We start from the raw sequence: 25,460 nt of genomic DNA on the forward strand, positions 1-25,460 counted from the left end.
AGAGGAAAGCCCGGCGTTCGGCGAAGCGTCAGGAAAATATAGGGAAGCGTGCCGTAGGTAGGGAGTTTGCGTTTGGACCTATCGTATATACCCAAAATAATTGGAGTTGCATCAAGGCGACAAGCTTGTAAGTCCCTAGGAGCTTACTCAAGTAAGTGACTGGTGCGCACAAGTGCAGTCAACACAGATGCAGCTTCAAGTATGAGGGGTATTTGACGCTGGGGCAGGACTGCCCCATCGCAAGAAAGTGCGGATGCCCTTGAATCTCGTCCCCAAGGTGATGTAGCACAAGGCTGGCATCGAACAGGACGAATAGCATCCATAAGTATCCGGGATTGATGAACACTCATCACAGTTGGATACAGGCGGTGCCTCACTCCACGTGTCGCCCGATGCTTGATAAAGCCGCTTGCGCGTCTGTTATCGGTTTGGTTGGACGATAGGCACCATTTCTTTGGCATCATTCGGAGGCTTATGAGGCAAACTTCCGTCTAAATACGGGGCCGTCATAAAAAGTTGAATGAGCAACTGGAGATAATAATGCACTTTACATGCCAACTTTTCAACATATTTATTAACACATTGAATATATTGATAAATAAATAAAAATTCAGCCTATAAGCTCAAATTAACCTGCTATGGGTCGATTAAAAAATCATCACCCTGTCGCCAAAAACCGACAACTTAAGCCAATTAATTTTTCACCATTATAAATCAATGAGTTAAGTGTCTCTTTTTAGAGACACGAAAAAGGTTCTCTGTCGCAAAATGCAGACAACGGCAAACAGGCACCGGCGCAATAAGTAAAAAGGGACGCAATCTCTTGCGCCCCTTTCATTACCGCGTGGTAACCGCTTAGCCCAATTGCTTGCGGGCGTTGCGGAACATGCGCATCCACGGGCTGTCTTCGCCCCACTCTTCCGGATGCCATGAGTTGCTCACGGTACGGAATACACGTTCCGGGTGCGGCATCATCACCGTCGCACGGCCGTTGCTGCTGGTCACTGCGGTGATGCCGTTTGGAGAACCGTTAGGGTTAGCTGGATAGGTTTCCGTTACCTGACCGGCATTGTCCACAAAGCGCAATGCCACCAGACCACTGCTTTCCAACGCCGCCAGATGCGCTGCATCACGCACTTCAACGTGCCCTTCACCGTGGGATACGGCGATCGGCATGCGTGAACCGGTCATGCCCTGCATGAACAGCGACGGGCTGGCCGCCACTTCCACCAGGCTGAAACGCGCTTCAAAACGATCCGACAGGTTGCGTACGAAACGTGGCCAGTGTTCAGCACCCGGGATCAGATCGCGCAAGTTCGACATCATCTGGCAACCGTTGCACACACCCAATGCCAGGGTTTGCGGACGGTGGAAGAAGGATTCGAATTCGTCACGAACGCGGTCGTTGAACAGAATCGACTTCGCCCAGCCTTCGCCGGCACCCAGTACGTCGCCGTATGAGAAACCGCCACAGGCAACCAACGTATGGAAGTCTTGCAGATCGCGACGCCCTTCCAGCAGATCGCTCATATGAACGTCTACCGCATCGAAGCCGGCGCGGTGGAAGGCTGCCGCCATCTCAACGTGGGAGTTGACGCCCTGCTCGCGCAGCACCGCCACTTTAGGGCGTGCGCCCTTGGCGATGTAAGGCGCGGCAATGTCTTCTTCCGGCGCAAAGGTCAGCTTGACGTTCAGGCCCGGGTCGCGGTCGTCCTGCTTGGCCTGGTGCTCCTGATCGGCGCATTCCGGGTTATCGCGCAGGCGTTGCATCTGCCAGGTGGTTTCCGCCCACCAGGTGCGCAAGGTCGCGCGGCTTTGGCTGTACAGCGCTTTGTCGCCCTGAGTAATGACAAAGCGATCGCCGGCCTGCACGCTGCCGATGTGATGCACATTGTCCGTCAGGCCGTGTTGAGCAAAGACCTGTTGCACCGCTTCCAGCCGGTCGGCCGTGACCTGAATCACCGCGCCCAGCTCTTCGTTGAACAGCGCTGCCAGCGCATCGTCGCCCAGCCCTTTGATATCCACGTTCACGCCGCAGTGGCCGGCAAACGCCATTTCCGCCAGCGTGACCAGCAGGCCGCCGTCGGAACGGTCGTGGTATGCCAGCAGCGCACGATCGGCCACCAGTTGCTGCATGGCGTTGAAGAAGCCTGCCAGCTGTTCTACATTGCGCACGTCGGCCGGCTTGTCGCCCAGTTGGCGGTAAACCTGCGCCAGTGCGGTAGCGCCCAATGCGTTATGACCGTTGCCCAGGTCGATCAGCAACAGCGCACTCTCGCCCTTATCGGTACGCAGTTGCGGCGTCACGGTGTGGCGAACGTCTTCCACGCGGGCAAACCCGGTGATCACCAGCGACAGCGGCGACGTCATTTCGCGCTGCTCTTCGCCTTCCTGCCAGCGGGTTTTCATCGACATCGAGTCTTTGCCCACCGGAATGGTGATACCCAGCGCCGGGCAAAGCTCTTCGCCCACCGCTTTCACCGCGGCATACAGGCCGGCGTCTTCACCCGGGTGACCGGCTGCCGCCATCCAGTTAGCGGAAAGCTTCACGCGCTTGAGCGAACCGATTTCGGTCGCGGCCAGGTTGGTCAGCGCTTCCCCTACCGCCAGGCGGCCGGAGGCGGCGAAGTCCAGCAAGGCAACCGGCGCACGTTCGCCGATCGACATCGCTTCACCGTAGTAACTGTCCAGGCTGGCGGTGGTCACCGCGCAGTCGGCTACCGGGATCTGCCACGGGCCAACCATCTGGTCACGGGCTACCATGCCGGTTACGGTGCGGTCGCCGATAGTGATCAGGAAGGTTTTCTCTGCCACCGCCGGCAAATGCAGAACGCGTTTTACCGCATCCTCCAGGGTGATGTTCGCACGTTGGATCGGCTCGCCTTTGGCCTGCAGACTGGTCACGTCACGCGTCATTTTCGGCGTTTTGCCCAGCAGCACGTCCAGCGGCATATCGATCGGTTGATTGTCGAAATGGTTGTCGTTCAGCGTCAAATGCAGTTCTTCGGTGGCTTCGCCGATCACCGCATAAGGTGCGCGCTCACGGCGGCAAATTTCGTCAAACTGCGCCATCTGCGCCGGCGCAATCGCCATCACATAGCGTTCCTGCGATTCGTTGCACCACACTTCCAGCGGGCTCATGCCCGGCTCGTCGTTAAGGATGTCGCGCAGTTCGAAACGGCCTCCGCGGCCACCGTCGCTGACCAGTTCCGGCATGGCGTTAGACAGGCCGCCGGCACCTACGTCGTGGATAAACAGAATCGGGTTTTGTTCGCCCAACTGCCAGCAGCGGTCGATCACTTCCTGACAGCGACGTTCCATTTCCGGGTTGTCGCGCTGCACCGAGGCGAAATCCAGATCGGCATCGGACTGACCGGACGCCATGGAAGAAGCCGCACCGCCGCCCAGGCCGATATTCATCGCCGGGCCGCCGAGCACCACCAACTTGGCGCCCACGGTGATTTCACCCTTCTGCACGTGATCGGCGCGGATGTTGCCGATACCGCCCGCCAACATGATGGGCTTGTGGTAGCCGCGCAGTTCGACGCCGTTGTGGCTGTTGACCTGCTCTTCATAAGTACGGAAGTAGCCTACCAGCGCAGGACGACCGAATTCGTTGTTGAACGCCGCGCCGCCCAATGGGCCGTCGGTCATGATATCCAGTGCGGTCACGATGCGATCCGGTTTGCCGAAGTCCTGCTCCCACGGCTGTTCGAAACCAGGAATACGCAGGTTGGAAACCGAGAAGCCCACCAGACCCGCCTTGGGCTTGGCCCCGCGACCGGTGGCGCCTTCGTCGCGGATCTCGCCACCGGAACCGGTAGCGGCACCCGGCCATGGGGAGATCGCCGTCGGGTGGTTATGGGTTTCCACCTTCATCAGGATATGCGCGTCTTCCTGATGGTAGTCATACTGGCCGTTTTCCGGCGCAGCAAAGAAACGGCCAACCTGGGAGCCTTCCATAACCGCCGCGTTGTCTTTATAAGCAGACAGTACGTAATCCGGCGTCTGCTCGAAGGTGTTTTTGATCATTTTGAACAGCGACTTAGGTTGCTGTTCGCCGTCGATGATCCAGTCGGCGTTGAAAATCTTGTGGCGGCAGTGCTCGGAGTTGGCCTGCGCGAACATATAGAGTTCGATATCCGTCGGGTTGCGCCCCAGACCGGTAAAGGCATTCAGCAGATAGTCGATTTCATCCTGCGCCAGCGCCAGCCCCAGCTTGAGGTTGGCCTGTTCCAGCGCGCTGCGACCTTCGCCCAGCACGTCCACCGCCTGGTACGGCGCCGGCTGATGTTGAGCAAAAAGCTGTTCTGCCTGCTGCAGTTCGCTGAATACCGTTTCCATCATGCGATCGTGCAGCAACGCGGCAAGCTGTTGCCACTGCGCTTCGGTCAGCGTCGGCGCCTTGACGTAAAACGCCAGGCCGCGCTCCAGCCGCACCACTTGCTTCAAACCGCAGTTGTGGGCGATATCGCTGGCTTTGGAAGACCAGGGGGAAATGGTACCCGGACGCGGCGTCACCAACAGCAGGCGGCCTTCAGGGGCATGTTCGGCGAGAGAGGGGCCGTACTTGAGCAGGCGCGTGAGCTTGCCATGTTCTTCGGCACTTAGCGGTGCGTTAACATCGGCAAAGTGGACGTATTCGGCGTAGATATCACTGACCGGAAGTTGAGCGTCCTGACAGCGGGACAGCAGTTTGGTAATACGAAAAGCCGACAAAGCGGGCGAACCACGCAGTATTTCCATAATCAAAGTTCTCTCGTCTTCGAAGCAACTGACTTCAGCACTTCTTTGGGCGCAACAGGGGAAAACGCGCGCCATTATAGAGAATCTACGCCGCCGACGAAACCGTTTGCGCAGCTATTATTGATAAAAGCTGTTCGCCCCCTCGAATTGTCATAACGTGTCAATAAAGTTGCACGCTGGCGTTTTGTTGCGCAAAATGCTCCCGCACTGGTGATTTAACCATAAGAAAAGACTGACCCTCGGTCACCGGCGCACCCGTACCACCACTGGATAACTATTTGAAACGCCTAAAAATAAACTACATTCTCATCGGTGTTGTTACCTTGCTTCTGGCGCTCGCCCTGTGGCCCAATATTGCCTGGCGCGGCGGCCAGGGTGGGCAGCTCGAAGAGATCAAATCCCGTGGCGAGCTGCGTATCAGTACGCTGAACACGCCGCTAACCTATTTCACCACCAAGCAGGGGCCGGGTGGGCTCGACTACGAGCTGGCGAAACGCTTCGCCAATTACCTGGGCGTGAAGCTGGTGGTCATCCCGCATAACAATATCAATGACCTGTTTGACGATCTGGACGATGACGACACCGACCTGCTGGCCGCCGGCCTGATCTACAACCAGGATCGCCTCAGCCGCGCTCGCACCGGCCCGGCCTATTATTCCGTATCCCAACAGTTGGTCTATCGCCTGGGCACCCCACGGCCAAAAACCTTTGCCGATATTAAAGGCAAGCTGGCGGTCGCCTCCGGTTCCGCGCACGTCAGCACGCTGAAACAGCTTAAGCAAAGTAAATTCCCGGACCTCAGTTGGGAAGCCTCCAGCGATTTGACCTCAAAAGAGCTGCTGGAACAGGTGGCCGACGGCAAACTGGACTATACCCTGGGCGACTCTGTGACTATCGCCCTGCTGCAGCGCATCCACCCGCAACTGGCGGTTGCGTTCGACGTCACCGATGAAGAGCCGGTCACCTGGTATCTGAAGCGCGGCAACGACGACAGCCTGTATGCGGCGATGCTGGATTTCTATAGCCAGATGGTGGACGACGGCACACTGGCGCGGCTGGAAGAGAAGTATCTCGGCCACGTCGGCAGTTTCGATTACGTCGATACCCGAACCTTTCTGTCAGCCATCGACTCGGTGCTGCCGACCTTCCGCTCGCTGTTTGAAAAATACGCCAATGAGATCGACTGGAAATTGCTGGCGGCCATCGCCTATCAGGAATCGCACTGGAACCCGCAGGCAACCTCGCCCACCGGCGTGCGCGGCCTGATGATGCTGACGCGGGCCACCGCCGACGGCCTGGGGGTCAACGATCGTCTGGATCCCGAGGAAAGCATTCAGGGCGGCGCACTTTACCTGCAGAGGTTAATGGCCAAGGTGCCCGACAGCGTGCCGGAAGACGAACGCATCTGGTTCTCGCTGGCGGCGTACAACATGGGCTGGGGCCATATGCTCGACGCCCGCAAGCTGACCAAAATGCAAAAAGGCAACCCGGACAGCTGGGTGGACGTCAAACAACGCCTGCCGATGCTCAGCCAAAAACGTTATTACCCGCAGTTGACCTACGGCTATGCGCGCGGACGCGAAGCTTATAACTACGTGGAAAACATTCGCCGCTATCAGGTCAGCCTGGTCGGCTATCTGCAAGAAAAAGAGAGGAAGGCGGCGCAGGAAGCGGCCGAACAGGCGGCGCTGGGGGAAGGCTATCCGGTCGTTATACCGGAACTGGCGCTTAACCACTAATTACTCCGGCTTATCCGCCGCACGTTGCGCCAGCTTAAGCGCTTTTTTCTGCTCGCGGCGCAGGCGGAAAAAGTTGCTCAGCGTCGCGGCGCATTCGTCCGCCAGCACGCCTGAAGCGATCTCCACCTGATGGTTCATGCCGGGATGGCGCAAAATATCCACCAACGACCCTGCCGCACCGGTTTTCACATCGGCCGCGCCGTACACCAGCCGACGAATGCGGCTGTGAACCATTGCGCCGGCGCACATCACGCACGGCTCCAGGGTGACATACAACGTGGCATTCAACAGGCGATAGTTCTGTAACACCGCTCCGCCCTGCCGCAGCGCCATGATCTCCGCATGCGCGGTAGGATCGTGACGGCCAATCGGCCGGTTCCAGCCTTCGCCAATCACCCGATTGTCCAGCACCAGCAGCGCACCCACCGGCACCTCGCCTTCTTCCTGAGCACGCTGGGCAAGCAGCAACGCCTGGCGCATCCAGTATTCATCGTTATATTCAGTCATCGCATAATTCCTCGTGCGCTTTTGCGGCGGGCATTATACACAGTAGGTGCGCTGCATGCTGCGCCCGCGTTAACCGGGGTGAATATATTCGCCCCTGCCGGCCGAGTGCGGAGCCGAACGCTGCGGCTTGAAATGCAACGGGTATATACTGAACGAATAGCGATGTTATCAGGGATAAGAAACATGAAATTCAGCAAGAAGAACGCTGCCGTGGTACGCAAAGCCCTGAACGGCTGGGTCGGCGAAGGCGCGCTGACGGTGCAACAGCAAGAACAGTTGTTGCAGCATGTGGAAGTCCAGCCTTTCGACTGGCGGCGGCTGGCGCGTTATGCCTTTCTCGCCGCACTGGCCTCGCTGGTCATTGCCATCACCAGCCTGTTCGCCGACAGCGATCTGTTGGACTGGCTGAGCGGCTTGTTCCGCTTCGATGCGCCGGTTCGCATGGCGATGGCCGGCATACTGGCCGCGCTGGCCTATACCTGGGCCTTGCGCCGTCGTCGCCGTCATCCGGAAAAACGCTACGGTAATGAGGCCGCGCTGTTCATTGCCGTGCTCTTCACCGCCTGCGCTCTGTGGCAAATGGGCGTCTGGCTGGACAACGGCAGTGGCCGGGTTTCATTGCTGCTGATGTTCGCCGCTCTGCTTTACGGCCTGATTGGCTGGTTCAGCCGCTCCGGGCTGGTGTGGTGGTTTGCCCTGCTGTCGCTCGGCAACGCCTTCGGCGCCGAAACCGGTTACCTGTCCGGCTGGGGCGCTTACTGGCTGGGCATGAGCTTCCCGATTCGCTTTATCGCCTTCGGCGCAGCCCTGATCGCCGCAGCATTGCTGCTGCAACCGCTGCTTGCACGGCGTGGGCTGGAGCGGGTTTCGCTGGCGATGGGGCTGCTGTATTTGTTTATCGCCCTGTGGCTGCTGTCGATCTTCGGCAATTACGGCGATCTTGACAGCTGGTATAGCGTGCGCCAGATCGAACTGTTCCACTGGAGCCTGCTGTTCGGCATCGCCGCCGCAGTGGTCATCTGGCTGGGGCTGAAACGTGATGACGCCATGCTGCGCGGATTCGGTCTGACCTTCCTGTGCATCAACCTTTATACCCGCTTCTTCGAGTTTTTCTGGGACAGCATGCCCAAGGCAATTTTCTTTGTGGTGCTCGGTCTGAGCCTGTGGGCGCTGGGGCACTATGCGGAGAAAATATGGCAGTTGGGGCGCAAGCCGCACGATCTGACCGATGATTAAGGCGTTATGGCTACCGTCCTTCACGCTGCAATTCGAAAAGCCGAGGGACTATAAACGGCAAAGGGCGGAAATCCGCCCCTTTGCTTACTCCAACTGCTGCAACTCACCCAGCTTGCTGACCCGCCAACGGTGCTCGCAGAAATACAGCAGCGGGTTGTCCTGCTTGCTGTCACTGTAACCGCTGTACAACCTGAGCGGCGCGCCGAGACGCTGCTCCAGTTGCATCACTTTCTGGACGCCAAGACAGCGCATAGTCAACACCCAGCCGCCGTAACTGCGCACAATGCGGCTGCCGACCAGGCGCACCCGCGACAGGAAAGCGGAGTCCCGATAAACCTGCTCCACCAGCCGTTCCGGAGAACCGGTGATCAGCCACACCTGCGCATCGTGCACATCGAGGTACTGACGCAGACGCATTTGCACCACCGGAAACGCCGTCACCTTATTGCGGAAATAGCTGACGAACTGCTGTTCCAGCGCCTTTAACCTGGTCTCCGAACGGCCAAAGGTGATCGACCACAGCAAGACGCTCATCGGCCAACGCGCAGCGCGCCCCATTATCAACATCGCCAGCCCGACCACCGGCAACAGCGGCACCACCAACAGCAGATTAAGCGGCAGGTGACGCAGCAAGAAACGCAAGAAACTGCCAAACATGTCTTCCTGATGCAGCGTACCGTCCAGATCAAAGAACACCACGCGGCGGCCTTCCACGGCCTCCTGGTTCTGTTTCTCGCTCAAACGTTACTCCTCAGGATCGTTGAATCCCATTATCCAGGTGAAAATAAATCCAGCCACAATCGTAATCACCATACCGGCCAGATACAACATCACCTTACCCGAGACAATGGTCAGCGCCAAAGGCAAACCTGAAATACCGAAGGTAATCACCGTCGCCACTTTCCAGTAGCTGATCAGCGCGCCCCCCACCGCGCCGCCGAGGCAGGCGGCAATAAAAGGCTTACCCAGCGGCAAAGTCACACCGAAAATCAGCGGTTCGCCAATGCCGAGAATACCGACCGGCAGCGCCCCTTTGATCACCTTTTTCAGGCGCGCGTTGCGGGTTTTCATTAATACCGCCAATGCAGCCCCCACTTGCCCCACTCCCGCCATCGCCAGGATCGGCAGCAGCGGGTTGGAGCCGTGCGCCTGCACCAGCTCGACATGTATCGGCACCAATCCCTGATGCAGACCGGACAGCACCAGCGGCAGGAACAACCCGGACAGTACCGCGCCCACCAGCAACCCGCCCTTGTCGATCGCCAGATTGGCACCGTGGGCGATGGCGTCCGAGATGTAGCCGCCGAGCGGTTGCAAAATCATAATCGCCAGCGACGCGGTCACCAACGTGGTCAACAGCGGATTGAGGATAAGCTCGATCGACTCCGGCAGCAGGTTGCGCAGACGTTTTTCCACCCAACACATCAGCGCCACCACCAGCAGCACCGCAATCACCCCGCCGCGCCCCGGCTGCAACGCCTCGCCGAACAGCGTAATCTGCGCCAGCGCCGGGCTGGAGAGAATGCCGGCCATCACGCCGCCCATCGCCTGCGAACCGCCAAACACCCGGGCGGCGTTGACTCCCACCAAAATGTTCATGATGGCGAACACCGCGCTACCGAAAATCGCCAGCAACCCGAGCACGTTGGGGTAGTTAACCGCCAGCTCGCCGGCGATGTCGGGCCGCTTCAGCAGGTTGATGATGCCGGTAATCAGGCCCGAGGCAATGAACGCCGGTATCAGCGGGATAAAGACATCGGCCAGTTTTTTCAGTGCGCCACTCATCGGGGCTGCGTATTTCTGCTTGGCCTGCGCCTTGGTACGAGCGATATCATCACCGCCCGCCAGCACGGTGGGAGCAGCACCATTGAACAGCGAACGCATGGCGTCCACTACCTTGGCGGCGGCGCCCGGACCGACAATAAACTGATGCTGATCGCCCTGCTTGATATAGCCCTTAACGCCCGGCAACTGCTTGAGCGCCGGTAAATCCAGGCGCAGTTCGTCGCGGACTTCGACACGAACCCGCGTCATACAGTTCTCCAGCCTGAGGATATTCTCCTCGCCGCCAATCCCCGCCAGTATCTGTGTTGCCAGTGCCGTTGTCTTGTCCATCGCCCGCCCCAAGTTTGGTTTAACGCGTCAATGCCGCACGCAAATAGCCGTCGTGCTGCTGCAAGCGACGCTGCGCTTCTTCAGCGCCAATACCGGCCAGAATCATCAGAATCGCCGGTTTGACTTCAAAACCGGTCTGCGTCAGAGCCGCCTCAGCCTGGTTGCGTTCGGCGCCGGTGGCTTCCACGACGATGCGGCAGGCGCGATCCACCAGTTTTACGTTGGTGGCTTTCACGTCCACCATCAGGTTCTGATATACCTTGCCCAGTTTGACCATCGCGCCGGTCGACAGCATGTTCAGCACCAGTTTTTGCGCGGTGCCGGATTTCATGCGCGTCGAGCCGGTCAACGCCTCCGGTCCCACTACCGGTGAAATCGCCACCTGCGCTTCGTGGGCGATGGGTGAATCCGGATTACAGGAAATCGCCGCCGTCGGGCACCCCAACTGACGCGCGTAGCGCAAGGCACCGATCACATAAGGCGTACGCCCGGATGCCGCCAGCCCCACCACCATGTCGGTGGCCGTCAGCGTCAGCGCTTGCAAATCGGCCTCTCCCAGGGCTGCATCATCTTCTGCGCCTTCTACCGCCTTCAGCAGCGCGCCCGGGCCACCGGCTATCAGCCCAACAACCCTGCCATGCGGCACGCCGAAGGTGGGCGGGCATTCGGAGGCGTCAAGCACGCCAAGACGGCCGCTGGTACCCGCCCCCAGATAAATCAACCGGCCGCCGGCCTTCAACGCCGCCGCCGCCAGATCCACCGCCTCCGCGATGGCCGGGAGCACTTTTTCAATCGCTTCCGGCACCTTGCGGTCTTCCCGGTTAAAGCAGCTCACCATCTCCAGCGTCGACATTTCATCCAGCCCCATGGTGGCTGGGTTACGGGTTTCAGATACCAATGCGCCTAGGTTCATTTGTTTACCTTTGAATTTTTAATTCCAAACATAAAAACATTATTTGAATATTTTATTCATTAAAGCGAGCACTATTTGCTATTTTAAAGACGAGCTCACAAAAAATTTTCACTGCGCGTTTTCGCCACCGGCGTGGCAGAATACCCGCTGGTTTCCAGGGAAATACGGGTTGTGCCCCATAGTTGCACGTGAGCACCGCTGGCGGTCATGTGAGTGCGCAACCAGGAACGAGTCGTGAGGTTTGGTGGGCCAAATAAGCGGCTCGTAACACAGGTGCGCATTCAAATGGCCTCAGCCCTTCGGGTCGCGCCCCAAAAGCCCGCACTCTGTGTTGTCGGGCTTAAACATAGGTCCGCTATGCTTTGCACCCTCCGCCTTGATTACGGACTTTTGGGTCTGCGACGGTGCCACGATCAATTATGGGACACAACCTTATGAGTACCCTTCTTCGCATTCGTCAGATGTATCCGACGCTGGCTCAAAACGACCGCAAACTGGCGGATTTCCTGCTGCATAATGCTCAGCAAGCACGCCATCTCAGCTCGCAAAAGCTGGCACAGTTGGCTGGAGTCAGTCAGTCGAGCGTGGTGAAATTTGCGCAGAAGATGGGCTACAAAGGCTTTCCTGCATTGAAGCTGGCGCTGAGCGAAACCCTGGCCCAGCCGCAGGCCGAGCCGGCGGTCACCGTGCATAACCGGATCCTCAGCAGCGATGCGCTGAAAACGGTCGGCGAAAAGCTGTTGGTGGAAAAGCAATCCGCGTTGCGCGCCACGCTGGATATCAATAGCGAAGAGCGTCTGCATCAGGCGTTGGATATGCTGCGCCAGGCGCGAAGGATCATTTTGGTGGGGATCGGTGCTTCCGGGTTGGTCGCCAAGGATTTCTCCTACAAGCTGCTGAAAATTGGCGTGATGGCGATAGCTGAGCCGGATATGCACATCCAACTGGCGGCAGTACAGGCACTGGACAAGCGGGATTTGCTGCTGGCGATCTCATTCAGCGGGGAACGGCGGGAAATCAACCTGGCGGCGGAGGAAGCCCGCCTGGCCGGGGCCAAGGTGCTGGCGCTGACCAGTTTCTCGCCGAACGGGCTGCAGCAACGCGCCGATCACTGCCTGTATACCATCGCAGAGGAACCCAATACCCGCAGCGCCGCTATTTCTTCCAGCACCGCCCAGTTCGCCCTCACGGACCTGCTGTTCATGGCCTTGATTCAGCACGATCTCGATCATGCCCGCGACCGTATCAAACACAGCGAACAGTTAGTGAAAAAACTGGTTTAGACGTTATAATCCGCGCTGCGCAAAATACCCCTATTAATGATGAGAGATAAACCATGGCCCTGCTAATCACACGCAAATGCATCAACTGCGATATGTGCGAGCCGGAATGCCCGAATCAGGCCATTTCGATGGGGGAGGATATCTACCAGATCGACACCGATCGCTGCACCGAGTGCGTTGGCCATTACGATATCCCAACCTGTCAGCAGGTATGCCCGATCGATAACACCATTGTGGTTAACCCGCAGCACCGTGAAAGTAACGAACAGCTGTGGGACAAGTTTGTGATGCTGCATCACGCCGATCGGCTGTAACCGCCACCTTCCGATCGACAAGGGCGCCAACAGGCCCCCCTCAGACGGCTGACAAAGCCCGTTATTAGGGAGAGCGTGCCGAAGGGGTCGTAACGGCCTTGGCCGTCGGAGCGCCCCTCGGTGCGCTAGGCCCGGGTATCTCGGACTCAAAGACAACTTTGTCATCAACCTCAGGGCGCCAACAGGCGCCCTTTTGTTTTACGGCCGATACCGCGTTACCCTTCGATAATTACCGTGGCGCAGGCATAACGGCGTTCATCCGCCAGCGAAACGTGGATGGCGGTAATGCCCATCTCCTGCGCCAGCTCGGCTGCGCGAGCATGCAGGCGAATGTTCGGCTTGCCGAGACCGTCATTGAACACTTCAAACTGATTAAATGCCAGCCCGTTGCGGATGCCGGTACCGAAAGCCTTGGCAGCCGCTTCTTTCACCGCGAAGCGCTTGGCGAGAAAACGTACCGGCTGCTGATGCTGCTGATACACCTCCCACTCGGCCGCGCTCAGCACACGGCGTGCCAGGCGATCGCCGCTGCGCTCCACCACGGCTTCGATGCGCGCCATCTCAACGATGTCGGTACCCAGCCCCAGCACTGCCATTAGCGACGTGCTTCCCGCATCAGCAATTTCATGTCGGCAACCGCTGCCGGCAACCCACTCATTACTGCCTGGCCGATAATGGCGTGCCCGATATTCAGTTCATACATCTCCGGCAACGCAGCTATCGGTTGAACATTATGGTAAGTCAGGCCATGACCGGCATTGACCTTCAGGCCCTTGCCGGCGGCATAGGTAGCCGCGACCGCAATACGATGCAGCTCGGCCTTCACCGCCAGCTCGCCTGTGGCTTCGGCATAGGCGCCGGTATGGATTTCAATATAGGGAGCGCCAACCGCCACCGCCGCATCAATCTGGCGATGATCCGGGTCGATAAACAACGACACCAGAATGCCGGCCTGTGCCAGGCGCTCCACCGCCACGGCCATTTTGTCCTGTTGCCCTGCAACGTCCAGCCCACCTTCGGTGGTGACTTCTTCGCGCTTTTCCGGTACCAGACAACAAAACTGCGGCTTCAATTCAATGGCGATATCCAACATTTCGTCGGTCACGGCCATTTCAAGATTCATGCGCGTCTGGATGGTTTGACGCAGAATACGCACGTCGCGATCGGTGATGTGGCGGCGGTCTTCACGCAGGTGCACGGTAATCCCGTCAGCCCCCGCCTGTTCGGCGATAAATGCCGCCTGAACCGGATCCGGATATTGGGTTCCGCGCGCGTTACGTAACGTGGCGATGTGATCGATATTAACGCCCAGCAGCAAATCAGCCATGACAACCCTCTAAAAACGATTTTCAGTGCCAGCAGTTTACACGCGGGCGCAGAGCCGCAAAAGGGGAAAAGGTCAGGCGTCGTCGACCGGCGTATCCGGCTGCTTGCGGACGAACTGACGAAACAGTTCGCGGCTCTTCAGCGGTTTGCCGCCCAGGTAGGGTTTCAGCGCCATGCGGGTGAAGCGTTTGGCGGCACGCAAGGTTTGCGCATCGGGGAACTGACGCTCTGCCAACGCACGCAGCTCGCGGCCGGTAAAGCTGTAATGGTCCACCACCAGGCTGGCGATAAAGCCTTTTTCCTCGCGGTAACGGTAGGTCATGCCATCGTCCACCGGCTGGCCGCTGCCGGCGCAGTGCAGGAAATCAAGGCCATAGCCCAGGTGATTCAGCAATGCCAATTCGAACTGGCGCAGCGCCTGCTCCGGGGAAATGTCTTCCGCCGCCAGCGCCTGCAAACATTGCAGGTAATCGAAGAATAATACCGAGTAGTTGGCTTCTTGCTCCAGCACCCGCGACAGCAGTTCGTTCACGTACAGGCCGCTGTACAGCATCATGCCGCTAAGGGGTAAACCGAGAGAAACCGCTTCGGCGTTACGCAGCGTTTTCACTTCGCCACGGCCGCCCCAGCGCACTAACAGGGGAGTAAAGGGTTGCAGACAACCCTTTAGATTGGAGCGGCGGCTGCGCGCGCCTTTTGCCAGCAAGCGCACCCGCCCATGACCTTCCGTGAACATGTCCAGCATCAGGCTGGTTTCACTGTACGGTCGCCCATGCAGGACGAAAGCGCGCTCCCAGCCGTCCATGGAGAAGTTACTTCAGGTCGTCGGTATAGCCCAGGCTACGTAGCGCACGTTCGTCGTCCGCCCAGCCCGATTTCACTTTCACCCACAGTTCCAGATGCACTTTGGTTTCAAACATCTGTTCCATGTCGTGGCGAGCTTCGATACCGATCGTTTTGATCTTCGAGCCTTTGTTGCCGATGACCATTTTCTTCTGGCCTTCGCGCTCAACCAGAATCAACCCGTGCACGTTGTAACCACCGCGCTCGTTCGGCACAAACTGTTCGATCTCGACCGTAACCGAGTAAGGCAGCTCTTCACCCAGGAAACGCATCAGCTTTTCACGGATGATTTCCGACGCCATAAAGCGCTGGGAGCGGTCGGTGATGTAATCGTCCGGGAAGTGGTGTTCCGCTTCCGGCAGCAGTTTGCGCGCGATAGCGGCGATAGTGTCCACATTCATGCCTTTTTCGGCAGAAATCGGTACCACGTCGAGGAAATTCATCTGCTGGCTCAAGAACGCAATGTGCGGCAACAGCTTGGATTTGTCGGTAACGTTGTCGACCTTGTTGATCGCCAGCAGGACCGGGCATTTCAGACTGCGCAGCTTGTTGACCACCATTTCATCGTCGGCAGTCCAGTTAGTGCCTTCTACCACGAAGATCACCAGCTCTACGTCGCCGATTGAGCTGCTGGCCGCGCGGTTCATCAAACGGTTGATGGCGCGTTTTTCTTCGATATGCAGACCCGGGGTGTCGACGTAGATAGCCTGATAGGCGCCATCGGTGTCGATACCCATAATGCGGTGACGGGTCGTCTGCGGTTTACGCGAGGTGATGGAGACCTTTTGCCCCAGCAGTTGGTTGAGCAACGTGGATTTGCCCACGTTGGGACGACCGACTATCGCAATAAAACCACAGTATTGTTTTTCTTCGCTCATTCAAGCTCCAGCTTTTTCAACGCTTGTTCCGCTGCTGCCTGTTCGGCTTTACGGCGGCTTGAGCCGGTACCCACTACAGGTTCGCTCAAACCACTCACCTGGCAGTGGATAGTAAACTCCTGATCGTGCGCCTCACCGCGAACCTGCACCACCAGATAAGAAGGCAACGGCAGATGACGACCTTGTAAAAACTCCTGCAAGCGGGTTTTCGGGTCTTTCTGCTTATCACCGGGGCTGATTTCGTCCAACCGGCTACGATACCAGTCCAAAATCAGTCGTTCGACGTTTTGGATATCGCTATCCAGGAACACGCCGCCAATTAATGCCTCCACCGTATCCGCCAGGATTGATTCGCGGCGGAATCCACCACTTTTCAACTCACCCGGCCCGAGGCGCAGACATTCACCCAGGTCGAACTCGCGCGCCATCTCTGCCAGCGTATTGCCGCGCACCAGCGTGGCACGCATGCGGCTCATATCGCCCTCGTCTACGCGAGGAAAACGATGGTAGAGCGCATTGGCGATGACAAAACTAAGAATAGAGTCACCCAGAAACTCAAGACGTTCATTGTGTTTACTGCTGGCGCTACGGTGAGTCAACGCTTGCAGTAAGAGCTCCTGCTGTTGAAAAGTGTAGCCCAGCTTCCGCTGCAGCCTGTTTATTACGATGGGGTTCATGAGTTACCAATAGATCAAGAATGCGTCAAAAACTTGCAGCATACGGAACAGGCCTGCTTCGCCGAAAGCCAATCCAAAGCTGTTTCGTTTGCAGTGGCTCCCAACAGGGAGCCAACTTTTTATCGCTCGAGGAGGTATTCTACAACGAGTGGAAATATAATGCTGCGTTTATAAGCGCGCGGTTAATGAATTCCACCAATACGGCTAAACCTTACGCCGGTTGGCCATTCACCTTCCTGCTTTTCAAAACTCATCCAGATAGCCGTGGCTTTACCCACCAGGTTTTTCTCCGGTACGAAGCCCCAATAACGGCTGTCGGCGCTGTTGTCGCGGTTATCACCCATCATGAAGTAATGCCCCGCCGGCACAACCCATTCCGCCAGTTGGTTACCCGGCTGCTGGTAGTAAGCGCCCACCTGATCCTGCGTGCCCGGCACGGTCAGAATATGGTGAGAGACAGTGCCCAGCGTTTCCTGGCGCTCGCGCAGGCGAATACCGCCCTGCGGCACGTTATCGCTCAATGGGATCTGGTAGAAACCGTTGCTGGCTTCGCCCATGCCGCTGCGGCTGAACATCTGTACAAAATCGCTTGGTTGCGCATCGTTGTATGTCACCGCCAGTGCGGTATCGCAAGACTGGCCGTTATTACAGGATGGCTGAACGGTCACGCGTTTATTAACCGGATCGTAAGTCACTCGGTCACCCGGCAGACCTACAACGCGCTTGATATAATCCAACTTCGGATCCAGCGGATATTTAAATACCGCAATATCGCCGCGCTTCGGATGACCGGTTTCAATTAGCGTGGTCTGGGTAATCGGATCTTTAATGCCATAGGCATATTTCTCCACCAGAATAAAATCGCCAATCAACAACGTCGGCATCATTGAACCTGATGGGATCTGAAAAGGTTCGTAAATAAACGAACGCACCACAAACACCAGCAGCAATACCGGGAAAACCGACGCGCCGGTTTCGATCCAACCTGGCTGCTTCGCCACTTTCGCCAGCGTTTTATCGTCTACGGCGCCCGTAGCCTGTGCATTCACCGCCGCAATCTTCTGCCGGCGGGCCGGCGCCCATTTGAAGCGCTCAAAAGCCCATATGATCCCGGTAACCAATGTGGCTATGGCCAGGATCAAGGCAAACATATTCGCCATGCAAACTCCCTAATTACGCGACCTTATCGCGGTTACTTGCTGTCTTTGCCCACGTGCAGAATGGCCAGGAACGCTTCTTGCGGCAACTCAACGTTACCGACCTGCTTCATGCGTTTCTTACCGTCCTTCTGTTTCTGCAACAGCTTCTTCTTACGGCTGACGTCACCGCCATAGCATTTAGCCAGAACGTTTTTACGCAGCTGCTTCACCGTGGCACGCGCGATGATATGGGTGCCGATCGCGGCCTGAATGGCGATATCGAATTGCTGACGCGGAATAAGCTCTTTCATCTTCTCCACCAGCTCACGACCACGGTACTGCGAGTTGTCGCGGTGGGTGATCAACGCCAGCGCATCCACGCGCTCGTTGTTGATCAGCACGTCGACACGCACCATGTCAGACGTCTGGAAGCGTTTGAAGTTGTAATCCAGTGACGCGTAACCGCGAGAGGTGGATTTCAAACGGTCGAAGAAGTCGAGCACCACTTCCGCCATCGGGATTTCGTAGGTCAGCGCGACCTGGTTGCCGTGGTAGACCATGTTGGTCTGTACACCGCGTTTTTCGATACACAGCGTGATTACGTTGCCCAGGAATTCCTGCGGCATCAGCATGTGACACTCGGCGATCGGCTCGCGCAGCTCCATGATATTGTTCAGCGGCGGCAGCTTGGATGGGCTGTCGACGTAAATGGTTTCTTTGCCGGTGGTTTCAACTTCATAAACTACCGTTGGGGCGGTGGTAATCAGCTCCAGATCGTATTCACGCTCCAGACGCTCCTGGATGATCTCCATGTGCAGCAGGCCGAGGAAACCACAACGGAAGCCGAAGCCCAGCGCGGTGGAGCTCTCTGGCTCGTAGAACAGGGATGCGTCATTCAGGCTCAGTTTGCCCAAGGCGTCGCGGAAGGCTTCATAATCGTCCGAGCTGATCGGGAACAGGCCTGCGTAAACCTGCGGCTTCACTTTTTTGAAACCTGGCAGCGCTTTGTCTGCCGGTTGACGAGCCAGCGTCAGGGTATCGCCCACCGGCGCGCCCAAGATGTCTTTAATGGCGCAAACCAGCCAGCCTACTTCACCGCAGTTCAGCACGTCGCGATCGACGCGTTTCGGGGTAAAGATCCCGAGGCGATCGGCGTTATAAGTCTGGCCGGTGCTCATCACCTTGATCTTGTCGCCCTTACGCATCGTGCCGTTCTTGACACGCACCAGGGAAACTACGCCCAGATAGTTGTCGAACCAGGAGTCGATGATCAAGGCCTGCAACGGCGCTTCAGGATCGCCTTCCGGCGGTGGGATGTCGCGTACCAGGCGTTCGAGAACTTCCGGCACGCCGACGCCGGTTTTGGCCGAGCAGCGCACCGCATCGGTGGCGTCGATGCCAACGATGTCTTCAATTTCCTGCGCGGCGCGATCGGGATCGGCGGCCGGCAGGTCAATTTTGTTCAGTACCGGCACCACTTCCAGATCCATATCCAGCGCGGTGTAACAGTTGGCCAGCGTCTGAGCTTCTACGCCCTGCCCGGCATCCACCACCAGCAGCGCGCCTTCGCAGGCAGCCAGCGAACGAGAAACTTCGTAGGAGAAGTCAACGTGCCCTGGGGTGTCGATAAAGTTGAGTTGATAGGTTTGACCGTCTGTCGCCTTGTAGTCCAGCGTTACGCTCTGCGCTTTGATGGTAATGCCACGTTCGCGCTCAAGATCCATAGAATCAAGCACCTGCGCAGCCATTTCGCGTTCGCTCAAGCCACCGCAAATTTGGATAATACGGTCGGACAGCGTCGACTTACCGTGGTCAATATGGGCAATAATGGAGAAATTTCGTATATGCTTCATTATAAAAGTTTTTCTGCCTTGGTATTTCTGAATTACTCGCCTATAGAAACCCGTATGGACCTAAAGCGACAGTGAATGGGTTCGGCCGTCTTCCGCCTGAATCGCAGCATTCTACATGCCACAACACTGAAAACCTAGCGATCGGTGCAGTGAAGGCATTCTATTATGCGCACTTTAGTGTTACACGGCGCTCCAGGTTGTGAAAGAAGATGTTAACAAAAGCCGATGAATGAAAAACCACTGCCTGCACCACCGAATCAACGGAAATCATGTGCTGCGCATACCTTCATCTTCGGCGCTAATACATAACCGCCGATAACGCAATAAACCCCTTCCTAAATCTGGAATAAATAATATTGGGATCAACATCTTAGAATTGCATTCCTCCCCTCCGGCTTTCGGAAAATACCCATATACGCCCTTCGGAGCCTCCTATAGAAATGGGACAGAACTCCGCGACAAAATATTATTCAGGGCACTACATCGGCATGCCCACCGGAGTTCACCAGCATATCTCTGTACGTTGATTGGAAGGTGCGTAATGATCGATAAAGGGCAAATGCTGAGCCGGCACGATTTTTCCAAGGTCAATTGGGGCATTCTGGCAGCGGCAGCGCTGCTGTTAACTGTCGGTGCGGTGCTGCTGTTGCTGCCGCTGCTGAGCAACATGGATGAAAATGCGGTACTGACCTTGCTGCAAACCGGCGCAGCCACTATTTTACTCGGCGGCAGTCTGTTGGCGCTGCGCCACTATCTGCGGCCAACGCTGATTTATCGTCTGTATGAGCACGGCGTTCGGGTGATTAATGACCATAACCACAAAGAACGGTTTATCCCCTTTGAAAAAATTGGCGATATTTATCGTTTTCGCGGTGGGCGCTTGTTTGGCGGACTGTGCAACGTGATGGCATTTCGTACTTCTGCCGAACAACCCTGGTGCACAGTGTTCAGCAATCTGTCTCATTCCTGGCGGCTGGCCGATGTCATTATCAGCCAACAAATCCAGCTGCGTGGAGCACAGGCGCTGAATGCGCTTTATCAGGGGGAAGTGCTATCGTTTAGCTATCTGAGTTGCAGTGCCCTCTGGCTGAACCATTTACTGCCAGGCAAACGCAAGAAGCAAACGCCCCAAACGCTGCGGCTGAGCGCTACGGCGCTGATCACGCCGCAGGGGAGTATTCCAATTGAGCAGATCCGAACGCTGGAGAATAACACGCAGCGCGGCATCATCCGCCTGCTGGATAATCAGGGCAAAGCGCTGTTTACGGTCGGGTATTTTTCGCTGCTGAGCGCCGATCTGTTTATGGCGCTGCTGGAGCATATGATCTACAACCGCATCCCCGCCTATCATAATACGGCGATGACGCGGCAGCAGTTTTAGCGCAGGGGTTCAGTGTCCGTCTGCAGGCGCATGGCCCCAGGCGGCAAACCAATTTGCAGAACTATGGGTTGGTAATTCGCCTGCTCGCCGAGGCGGTGCGCCAGGCTACGCGCCAACATAAAGGCCGCGCCGCCGCCAAGCAGCGCGCCGAGCGCCGCGGAGGCATCGGTGCCCAGCCAGTATTGCAGCAGGCTCCCCCCTAGCATCATGCCCAGCAAAGGCGTCAGATAGACCAGCATAGCCGAACGCAGCAGGCTGCCCTCGGCGATACCCACTTCAACCCGCTGGCCCGGCTCAAGCGGCTGCTCGATACGCACCTGCAACTGATGTTCGGTTTCCGGCACCAGTTCGTTCAACGCGCGCGCGCCACAGCCCGAACGGGCATTGCAACTGCCGCAGCCGGCTTTGGGTTCGCAGCGCAGCAGCGCCACGCCCTGTTGCCACGAAACCACCGTGGCCCACTCTTTCATCATTGTGGTGACACCTTGAAGGAAATACTGTCAGCGATACGCTTGGCCGTCGCGGGCGGCAGTTCGCCAACGATGGTGATCTCGTTGCCGTTACGCACTTCAGTCTGAATAGTACGCCGCCCTTGGCGATAATACTGTTGACCGGCACCGCTGCCCGCCGGGCTGACGTTGACCGAGAAACTGAACAGACCATCGCTGTATAGCCGCGTCTCGACAGGTTCGGTCACGTTCGGCAATTTACGGCGATTACGCGCCACTTCATCCACGCCGGCCGGCAACCAGCCGGTGCTCCAGCCCAGTTTGACGTTGTCTACCGCAGGAAGCGACAGCAAAGGCGGTAGATTAGCCTTGATCAGCCCCTGCATCACGCCTTGCACTTCCGGCCCCACCACAAACGAAATCACCCGATATTGCTCCAGCGTTTCGCCATCACGATCGAGTAAATCCACCCGCAGCGGCAGCTTGGTATCCACATCCATCCAGACGATATAGCTGTAGCGCGAACCATCACGCGCAACCACACGGATCACCTCGCAGGGGCGATCGGAGATTCGGGTGCTGCCGACAGAGATGAAATCGTAATATTTCGCCAGGCGGTCAAAATCGGCGTAGACGATAGCCGGCAACGCATCGACGATATGATCGCCAGACAGCGTAAAGGGCTCCAGACCTGGCTCAAAATAGCTGATGCCCTCACCGCGCTGCAATACTTCGCGGCGCGGCCCATCCATATGCAAAAGTTGACCCAGTGGCTGCTTGTCGATTACCGCATGGCGGTAACGCAGCGACTCAATCCCCTGCTTGCTGATGCTGATATAGGCGAGTTCGTAATTGAGTGAACGGCTGGCACTGCTCATCTGTTGTAACAACGCCCCGGAAGCAGTGGGCTGCGCCGGGGCGATGCTTGAGTAGAGCAGGCTGCCCGTCAATAGACAGACGGAGAACCAAAGTTGCTTCATTACTGCTGTTGCATTCCTAAAGACTGGGTTCCGGGAACCTGAACGGCAGCCTGTTGTGGGTTGCTTTGCTCAAGCTGCAGCTGATCGGAATGCAAACGACGTTGCAATTCATAATCCTGCAGCATGGCGTTAATACGTTTGCGCTGTTCCTGCACCTGCTGCTGTTGCCCGCTTCCGGTGGAGAAACTGTCTGCCGGTACGCCGAGGCTAACCGGTGACGCCTGTCCCATGATCGGCAGGGTGTTGAACGCCGGTGATTCAGCTGCGCCAGGCTGCGCTGCCGGTTGATTATATTGCTGTACGCCTACAATCACCGCCAGCGAAACACAGGCGGCCATGCCAATCTGAGTGATCTGGCTGGCCCAGGGGCGCACTTTGTCCCAGAACGGCATTTTCTGCCAGGTGTGCGGTTGCGGCTGAGACTCCGGCACTGCGGAAGGAACCAGACGTGCAGGTTCTTTCTCAAGTGCAGCAGCAACACGATCTGCGATATCGAGATGCATTACTTGTCCGATATCACCCCGTAGTGTGTCGCGTATCAGGTGATAGCTCTGCCAGGTTTGTTGAAGCGCTCTGTCATTTGACAATGAGCTCAGCAGCTCAGTGTCGAGCGATTCTCCATCCATCAGAGCGGAAAGCTTTTCTTTCTGCATGCCTAAGTACCCTTCCTGTGTCCGCCATTGCTAACGTTGAATCAGCGGTTGAACTTTATTATCGATAGCCTCCCTGGCGCGGAAAATACGCGAGCGTACGGTTCCTACCGGGCAATCCATGATGGCAGCTATCTCTTCGTAGCTTAGACCATCCAGCTCCCGGAGGGTAATCGCCATGCGAAGATCCTCGGGGAGAGACTCAATGGTACGGAAAACTATCTGTCTCAGCTCTTCTGACAACATTAAGTTCTCAGGGTTCGAAATTTCTTTCAGTGCTCCCGCACTTTCGTAATTTTCAGCGTCGTTGGCATCCACATCGCTGGACGGCGGACGACGCCCCTGAGCAACCAGATAATTCTTTGCCGTGTTCACGGCAATTCGATACAACCAGGTATAGAAAGCGCTATCCCCACGGAACGATTCCAGTGCGCGATAGGCTTTAATGAACGACTCCTGCACCACATCGGGCACATCGCCCTGCGGTACATATCGGGAAACCAGGCTCGCAACCTTATGCTGGTAACGCACTACCAGTAAGTTAAACGATTTCTGATCGCCTTTTTGGACCCGCTCAACCAGAACTTGATCCGTTAACTGCTCGCTCATCCGAGGTAAATTCTCCCCAAATCCGTCTCCACGCGTAAAATTGTACTGCCAGCCATACATTCTTTTCCTGAGCAAGCACTCGCTTGGAGTTCATACGGAACACGAAGTTCCGTATCGCCATTGTTTTTTCTGTTGATGTCATCCAATCCGTGGCTTTTGCCCGGACAATTAGGCTAACATGAATTTCACTCTTCTTCTGCACACATCATACGTTATGCAACCATCATCTGAACATGTTAGCGATGTCTTGATCGTCGGCAGCGGTGCTGCGGGTTTGTCACTGGCGCTGCGCCTCGCGCAGCATTGCAAGGTTACCGTACTCAGCAAGGGGCCGCTCAACGAAGGCGCCACATTTTATGCCCAAGGCGGGATCGCCGCGGTTTTCGATGAGACGGACAGTATTGCCTCACACGTTGATGACACTTTGATTGCCGGAGCTGGCCTGTGTGACAAGGACGCCGTTGAGTTTATCGCCGGCAATGCGCGCCACTGCGTGCAATGGCTTATCGATCAGGGCGTATTGTTCGACACCGAAGTCAATGCTCAGGGCGAGGAACATTACCACCTGACGCGTGAGGGGGGGCACAGCCACCGCCGTATTCTGCATGCCGCCGATGCTACAGGTAAAGAAGTAGAGACCACCCTGGTAGGGAAAGCAAGCACCCACCCTAATATTTGCGTGATGGAGCGCCGTAACGCGGTCGATCTGATCACTTCGAACAAAATCGGCCTGCCGGGCACCCGCCGCGTGGTCGGCGCCTATGTCTGGAACCGCGAGCTCGAGCAGGTGGAAACCTACCGCGCCAAAACGGTAGTGCTGGCCACCGGCGGGGCAGCCAAGGTGTATCAGTACACCACCAACCCGGACATCTCGTCCGGGGATGGTATAGCCATGGCCTGGCGCGCCGGCTGTCGGGTCGCCAACCTTGAATTTAACCAGTTCCACCCGACCTGCCTGTTCCACCCGCAGGCGCGCAATTTCCTGCTGACCGAAGCGCTGCGTGGCGAAGGCGCCTATCTGAAACGGCCGGACGGCAGCCGCTTTATGCCCGATTTTGACCCGCGGGGCGAACTGGCGCCGCGCGATATTGTAGCGCGCGCCATCGACCACGAAATGAAACGCCTGGGTGCGGACTGCATGTATCTGGATATCAGCCATAAACCGGCTGAATTCATTACCCAGCACTTCCCGATGATCCATGAGAAATTGCTGACGCTGGGCTTCGATCTGACAAAACAACCGATCCCTATCGTGCCCGCCGCGCATTACACCTGCGGCGGCGTCATGGTCGATCAGCACGGCCGTACCGATCTGGACGGGCTTTACGCCATTGGCGAAGTCAGTTACACCGGCCTGCATGGCGCCAACCGCATGGCATCCAACTCGCTGCTGGAATGCCTGGTCTACGGCTGGTCGGCGGCAGAGGACATCAAACTACGCCTGCCGTTTATCAAGCTGGCCAAACAGTTGCCGCAGTGGGATGAAAGCCGTGTAGACGATGCGGACGAGCGGGTGGTGATTCAGCACAACTGGCATGAGCTGCGGCTATTCATGTGGGACTATGTCGGGATCGTGCGCACCACTAAACGGTTGGAACGCGCGCTGCGCCGCATCAATACGCTGCAAGCTGAAATCGATGAGTACTACGCCAACTTCCGTATTTCCAACAATCTGCTGGAGCTGCGTAACCTGGTGCAGGTAGCGGAACTGATCGTTCGCAGCGCCATGGAACGCAAAGAAAGCCGCGGGCTGCACTATACGCTGGACTATCCGGATATGTTGCCGGAAGCGCTGCCGACCATACTGCAGCCATGATTGACA

General features: G+C 57.1%; 22 protein-coding genes. 6 read left to right on the forward strand and 16 right to left on the reverse strand.

What is annotated here, in order from left to right:
• Positions 1 to 855 precede the first annotated feature (855 nt).
• A complete protein-coding gene (gene purL, locus SPL01S_RS02610; RefSeq protein WP_174523940.1) occupies positions 856 to 4,749 on the reverse strand; it encodes a phosphoribosylformylglycinamidine synthase in 3,894 nt (1,297 codons plus the stop codon).
• A 275-nt stretch (positions 4,750 to 5,024) separates the two neighbouring features.
• Here purL and mltF point away from each other — a divergent pair, with 275 nt between their 5' ends.
• Positions 5,025 to 6,485 (forward strand): membrane-bound lytic murein transglycosylase MltF, encoded by a 1,461-nt coding sequence (gene mltF, locus SPL01S_RS02615; protein WP_063197422.1) that lies wholly within the window; start codon positions 5,025 to 5,027, stop codon positions 6,483 to 6,485.
• On the opposite strand, the gene tadA is transcribed toward mltF, so the two are convergent.
• Complete coding sequence (gene tadA / locus SPL01S_RS02620; RefSeq protein WP_063197424.1) at positions 6,486 to 6,992, reverse strand: tRNA adenosine(34) deaminase TadA; 507 nt, start codon at positions 6,990 to 6,992, stop codon at positions 6,486 to 6,488.
• A 183-nt stretch (positions 6,993 to 7,175) separates the two neighbouring features.
• On the opposite strand from tadA, the gene SPL01S_RS02625 reads away from it, so the two are divergent.
• Entirely contained in the window at positions 7,176 to 8,228 is a 1,053-nt protein-coding gene (locus SPL01S_RS02625; protein WP_063197426.1) for a DUF2157 domain-containing protein, read from the forward strand.
• Positions 8,229 to 8,312: 84 nt separating this feature from the next.
• Here the strand turns inward: SPL01S_RS02625 and yfhb are convergent, their stop codons facing one another.
• Genes yfhb through murQ form a run of 3 tightly spaced genes read right to left on the reverse strand, consistent with a single transcriptional unit; the run spans position 8,313 to position 11,256 of the window.
• On the reverse strand, positions 8,313 to 8,969 hold the full coding sequence (gene yfhb, locus SPL01S_RS02630; RefSeq protein WP_063197428.1) for a phosphatidylglycerophosphatase C: 657 nt from the start codon (positions 8,967 to 8,969) through the stop codon (positions 8,313 to 8,315).
• 3 nt (positions 8,970 to 8,972) lie between these two features.
• Positions 8,973 to 10,343 (reverse strand): PTS transporter subunit EIIC, encoded by a 1,371-nt coding sequence (locus SPL01S_RS02635; protein ID WP_063197430.1) that lies wholly within the window; start codon positions 10,341 to 10,343, stop codon positions 8,973 to 8,975.
• A gap of 19 nt (positions 10,344 to 10,362) precedes the next feature.
• Positions 10,363 to 11,256, reverse strand: coding sequence for an N-acetylmuramic acid 6-phosphate etherase (gene murQ, locus SPL01S_RS02640; RefSeq protein WP_062868308.1), 894 nt, complete (start codon positions 11,254 to 11,256; stop codon positions 10,363 to 10,365).
• 434 nt (positions 11,257 to 11,690) lie between these two features.
• On the opposite strand from murQ, the gene SPL01S_RS02645 reads away from it, so the two are divergent.
• Both SPL01S_RS02645 and SPL01S_RS02650 read left to right on the forward strand, forming a co-directional pair.
• Positions 11,691 to 12,539: a MurR/RpiR family transcriptional regulator gene (locus SPL01S_RS02645; protein WP_063197432.1), complete on the forward strand. Its 849-nt coding sequence runs from the start codon at positions 11,691 to 11,693 to the stop codon at positions 12,537 to 12,539.
• A 53-nt stretch (positions 12,540 to 12,592) separates the two neighbouring features.
• The gene (locus SPL01S_RS02650; RefSeq protein ID WP_063197434.1) at positions 12,593 to 12,853 is read left to right on the forward strand and encodes a YfhL family 4Fe-4S dicluster ferredoxin; all 261 of its coding nucleotides are present in this window, start codon (positions 12,593 to 12,595) and stop codon (positions 12,851 to 12,853) included.
• 215 nt (positions 12,854 to 13,068) lie between these two features.
• Here SPL01S_RS02650 and acpS read toward each other — a convergent pair whose 3' ends face one another.
• The 7 genes from acpS to lepA form a co-directional block, all read right to left on the reverse strand.
• The gene (acpS, locus tag SPL01S_RS02655; protein WP_004953578.1) at positions 13,069 to 13,449 is read right to left on the reverse strand and encodes a holo-ACP synthase; all 381 of its coding nucleotides are present in this window, start codon (positions 13,447 to 13,449) and stop codon (positions 13,069 to 13,071) included.
• Positions 13,449 to 14,180, reverse strand: a complete 732-nt coding sequence (gene pdxJ / locus SPL01S_RS02660) for a pyridoxine 5'-phosphate synthase (RefSeq protein ID WP_004953580.1) — start codon at positions 14,178 to 14,180, stop codon at positions 13,449 to 13,451. The genes acpS and pdxJ overlap by 1 nt, the downstream gene beginning before the upstream one ends.
• Positions 14,181 to 14,252: 72 nt before the next feature.
• Positions 14,253 to 14,984, reverse strand: coding sequence for a DNA repair protein RecO (recO, locus tag SPL01S_RS02665; RefSeq protein ID WP_004953582.1), 732 nt, complete (start codon positions 14,982 to 14,984; stop codon positions 14,253 to 14,255).
• 7 nt (positions 14,985 to 14,991) lie between these two features.
• Positions 14,992 to 15,900 carry a GTPase Era gene (gene era / locus SPL01S_RS02670; RefSeq protein ID WP_004953584.1) on the reverse strand — a complete coding sequence of 303 codons (909 nt, stop codon included), beginning with the start codon at positions 15,898 to 15,900 and terminating at the stop codon, positions 14,992 to 14,994.
• Positions 15,897 to 16,577 carry a ribonuclease III gene (gene rnc / locus SPL01S_RS02675; RefSeq protein ID WP_004953587.1) on the reverse strand — a complete coding sequence of 227 codons (681 nt, stop codon included), beginning with the start codon at positions 16,575 to 16,577 and terminating at the stop codon, positions 15,897 to 15,899. Before rnc ends, era begins: the two co-directional genes overlap by 4 nt.
• 182 nt (positions 16,578 to 16,759) lie before the next feature.
• Complete coding sequence (lepB, locus tag SPL01S_RS02680) at positions 16,760 to 17,737, reverse strand: signal peptidase I (protein WP_063197436.1); 978 nt, start codon at positions 17,735 to 17,737, stop codon at positions 16,760 to 16,762.
• Positions 17,738 to 17,769: 32 nt separating this feature from the next.
• A complete protein-coding gene (gene lepA, locus SPL01S_RS02685) occupies positions 17,770 to 19,569 on the reverse strand; it encodes a translation elongation factor 4 (protein WP_006318464.1) in 1,800 nt (599 codons plus the stop codon).
• Positions 19,570 to 20,110: 541 nt separating this feature from the next.
• On the opposite strand from lepA, the gene SPL01S_RS02690 reads away from it, so the two are divergent.
• The gene (locus tag SPL01S_RS02690) at positions 20,111 to 20,950 is read left to right on the forward strand and encodes a hypothetical protein (RefSeq protein WP_063197438.1); all 840 of its coding nucleotides are present in this window, start codon (positions 20,111 to 20,113) and stop codon (positions 20,948 to 20,950) included.
• On the opposite strand, the gene rseC is transcribed toward SPL01S_RS02690, so the two are convergent.
• The 4 genes from rseC to rpoE are packed head-to-tail and all read right to left on the reverse strand — an operon-like array spanning position 20,947 to position 23,638.
• Entirely contained in the window at positions 20,947 to 21,423 is a 477-nt protein-coding gene (rseC, locus tag SPL01S_RS02695) for a SoxR-reducing system protein RseC (protein WP_006327382.1), read from the reverse strand. The genes SPL01S_RS02690 and rseC overlap by 4 nt on opposite strands.
• The gene (gene rseB, locus SPL01S_RS02700) at positions 21,420 to 22,379 is read right to left on the reverse strand and encodes a sigma-E factor regulatory protein RseB (RefSeq protein WP_013814182.1); all 960 of its coding nucleotides are present in this window, start codon (positions 22,377 to 22,379) and stop codon (positions 21,420 to 21,422) included. Before rseB ends, rseC begins: the two co-directional genes overlap by 4 nt.
• The gene (rseA, locus tag SPL01S_RS02705; protein WP_004953606.1) at positions 22,379 to 23,032 is read right to left on the reverse strand and encodes an anti-sigma-E factor RseA; all 654 of its coding nucleotides are present in this window, start codon (positions 23,030 to 23,032) and stop codon (positions 22,379 to 22,381) included. Before rseA ends, rseB begins: the two co-directional genes overlap by 1 nt.
• A 30-nt stretch (positions 23,033 to 23,062) precedes the next feature.
• Positions 23,063 to 23,638 (reverse strand): RNA polymerase sigma factor RpoE, encoded by a 576-nt coding sequence (gene rpoE, locus SPL01S_RS02710; protein ID WP_004929136.1) that lies wholly within the window; start codon positions 23,636 to 23,638, stop codon positions 23,063 to 23,065.
• 214 nt (positions 23,639 to 23,852) lie between these two features.
• Between rpoE and nadB the strand changes: the two genes are divergently transcribed.
• Positions 23,853 to 25,454, forward strand: coding sequence for an L-aspartate oxidase (gene nadB, locus SPL01S_RS02715; RefSeq protein ID WP_174270193.1), 1,602 nt, complete (start codon positions 23,853 to 23,855; stop codon positions 25,452 to 25,454).
• Positions 25,455 to 25,460: the final 6 nt, after the last annotated feature.

It is taken from the genome of Serratia plymuthica NBRC 102599 (assembly GCF_001590925.1).
In the GTDB taxonomy this organism is placed as follows: domain Bacteria; phylum Pseudomonadota; class Gammaproteobacteria; order Enterobacterales; family Enterobacteriaceae; genus Serratia; species Serratia plymuthica.

Coding starts and splice junctions, on each gene's coding strand:
- tadA (WP_063197424.1), bottom strand. CDS start 6,992: ATGACTGAATATAACGATGAATACTGGATGCGCCAGGCGTTGCTGCTT.
- SPL01S_RS02625 (WP_063197426.1), top strand. CDS start 7,176: ATGAAATTCAGCAAGAAGAACGCTGCCGTGGTACGCAAAGCCCTGAAC.
- SPL01S_RS02635 (WP_063197430.1), bottom strand. CDS start 10,343: ATGGACAAGACAACGGCACTGGCAACACAGATACTGGCGGGGATTGGC.
- murQ (WP_062868308.1), bottom strand. CDS start 11,256: ATGAACCTAGGCGCATTGGTATCTGAAACCCGTAACCCAGCCACCATG.
- SPL01S_RS02645 (WP_063197432.1), top strand. CDS start 11,691: ATGAGTACCCTTCTTCGCATTCGTCAGATGTATCCGACGCTGGCTCAA.
- SPL01S_RS02650 (WP_063197434.1), top strand. CDS start 12,593: ATGGCCCTGCTAATCACACGCAAATGCATCAACTGCGATATGTGCGAG.
- acpS (WP_004953578.1), bottom strand. CDS start 13,449: ATGGCAGTGCTGGGGCTGGGTACCGACATCGTTGAGATGGCGCGCATC.
- pdxJ (WP_004953580.1), bottom strand. CDS start 14,180: ATGGCTGATTTGCTGCTGGGCGTTAATATCGATCACATCGCCACGTTA.
- recO (WP_004953582.1), bottom strand. CDS start 14,984: ATGGACGGCTGGGAGCGCGCTTTCGTCCTGCATGGGCGACCGTACAGT.
- era (WP_004953584.1), bottom strand. CDS start 15,900: ATGAGCGAAGAAAAACAATACTGTGGTTTTATTGCGATAGTCGGTCGT.
- rnc (WP_004953587.1), bottom strand. CDS start 16,577: ATGAACCCCATCGTAATAAACAGGCTGCAGCGGAAGCTGGGCTACACT.
- lepB (WP_063197436.1), bottom strand. CDS start 17,737: ATGGCGAATATGTTTGCCTTGATCCTGGCCATAGCCACATTGGTTACC.
- lepA (WP_006318464.1), bottom strand. CDS start 19,569: ATGAAGCATATACGAAATTTCTCCATTATTGCCCATATTGACCACGGT.
- SPL01S_RS02690 (WP_063197438.1), top strand. CDS start 20,111: ATGATCGATAAAGGGCAAATGCTGAGCCGGCACGATTTTTCCAAGGTC.
- rseC (WP_006327382.1), bottom strand. CDS start 21,423: ATGATGAAAGAGTGGGCCACGGTGGTTTCGTGGCAACAGGGCGTGGCG.
- rseB (WP_013814182.1), bottom strand. CDS start 22,379: ATGAAGCAACTTTGGTTCTCCGTCTGTCTATTGACGGGCAGCCTGCTC.
- rseA (WP_004953606.1), bottom strand. CDS start 23,032: ATGCAGAAAGAAAAGCTTTCCGCTCTGATGGATGGAGAATCGCTCGAC.
- rpoE (WP_004929136.1), bottom strand. CDS start 23,638: ATGAGCGAGCAGTTAACGGATCAAGTTCTGGTTGAGCGGGTCCAAAAA.
- nadB (WP_174270193.1), top strand. CDS start 23,853: ATGCAACCATCATCTGAACATGTTAGCGATGTCTTGATCGTCGGCAGC.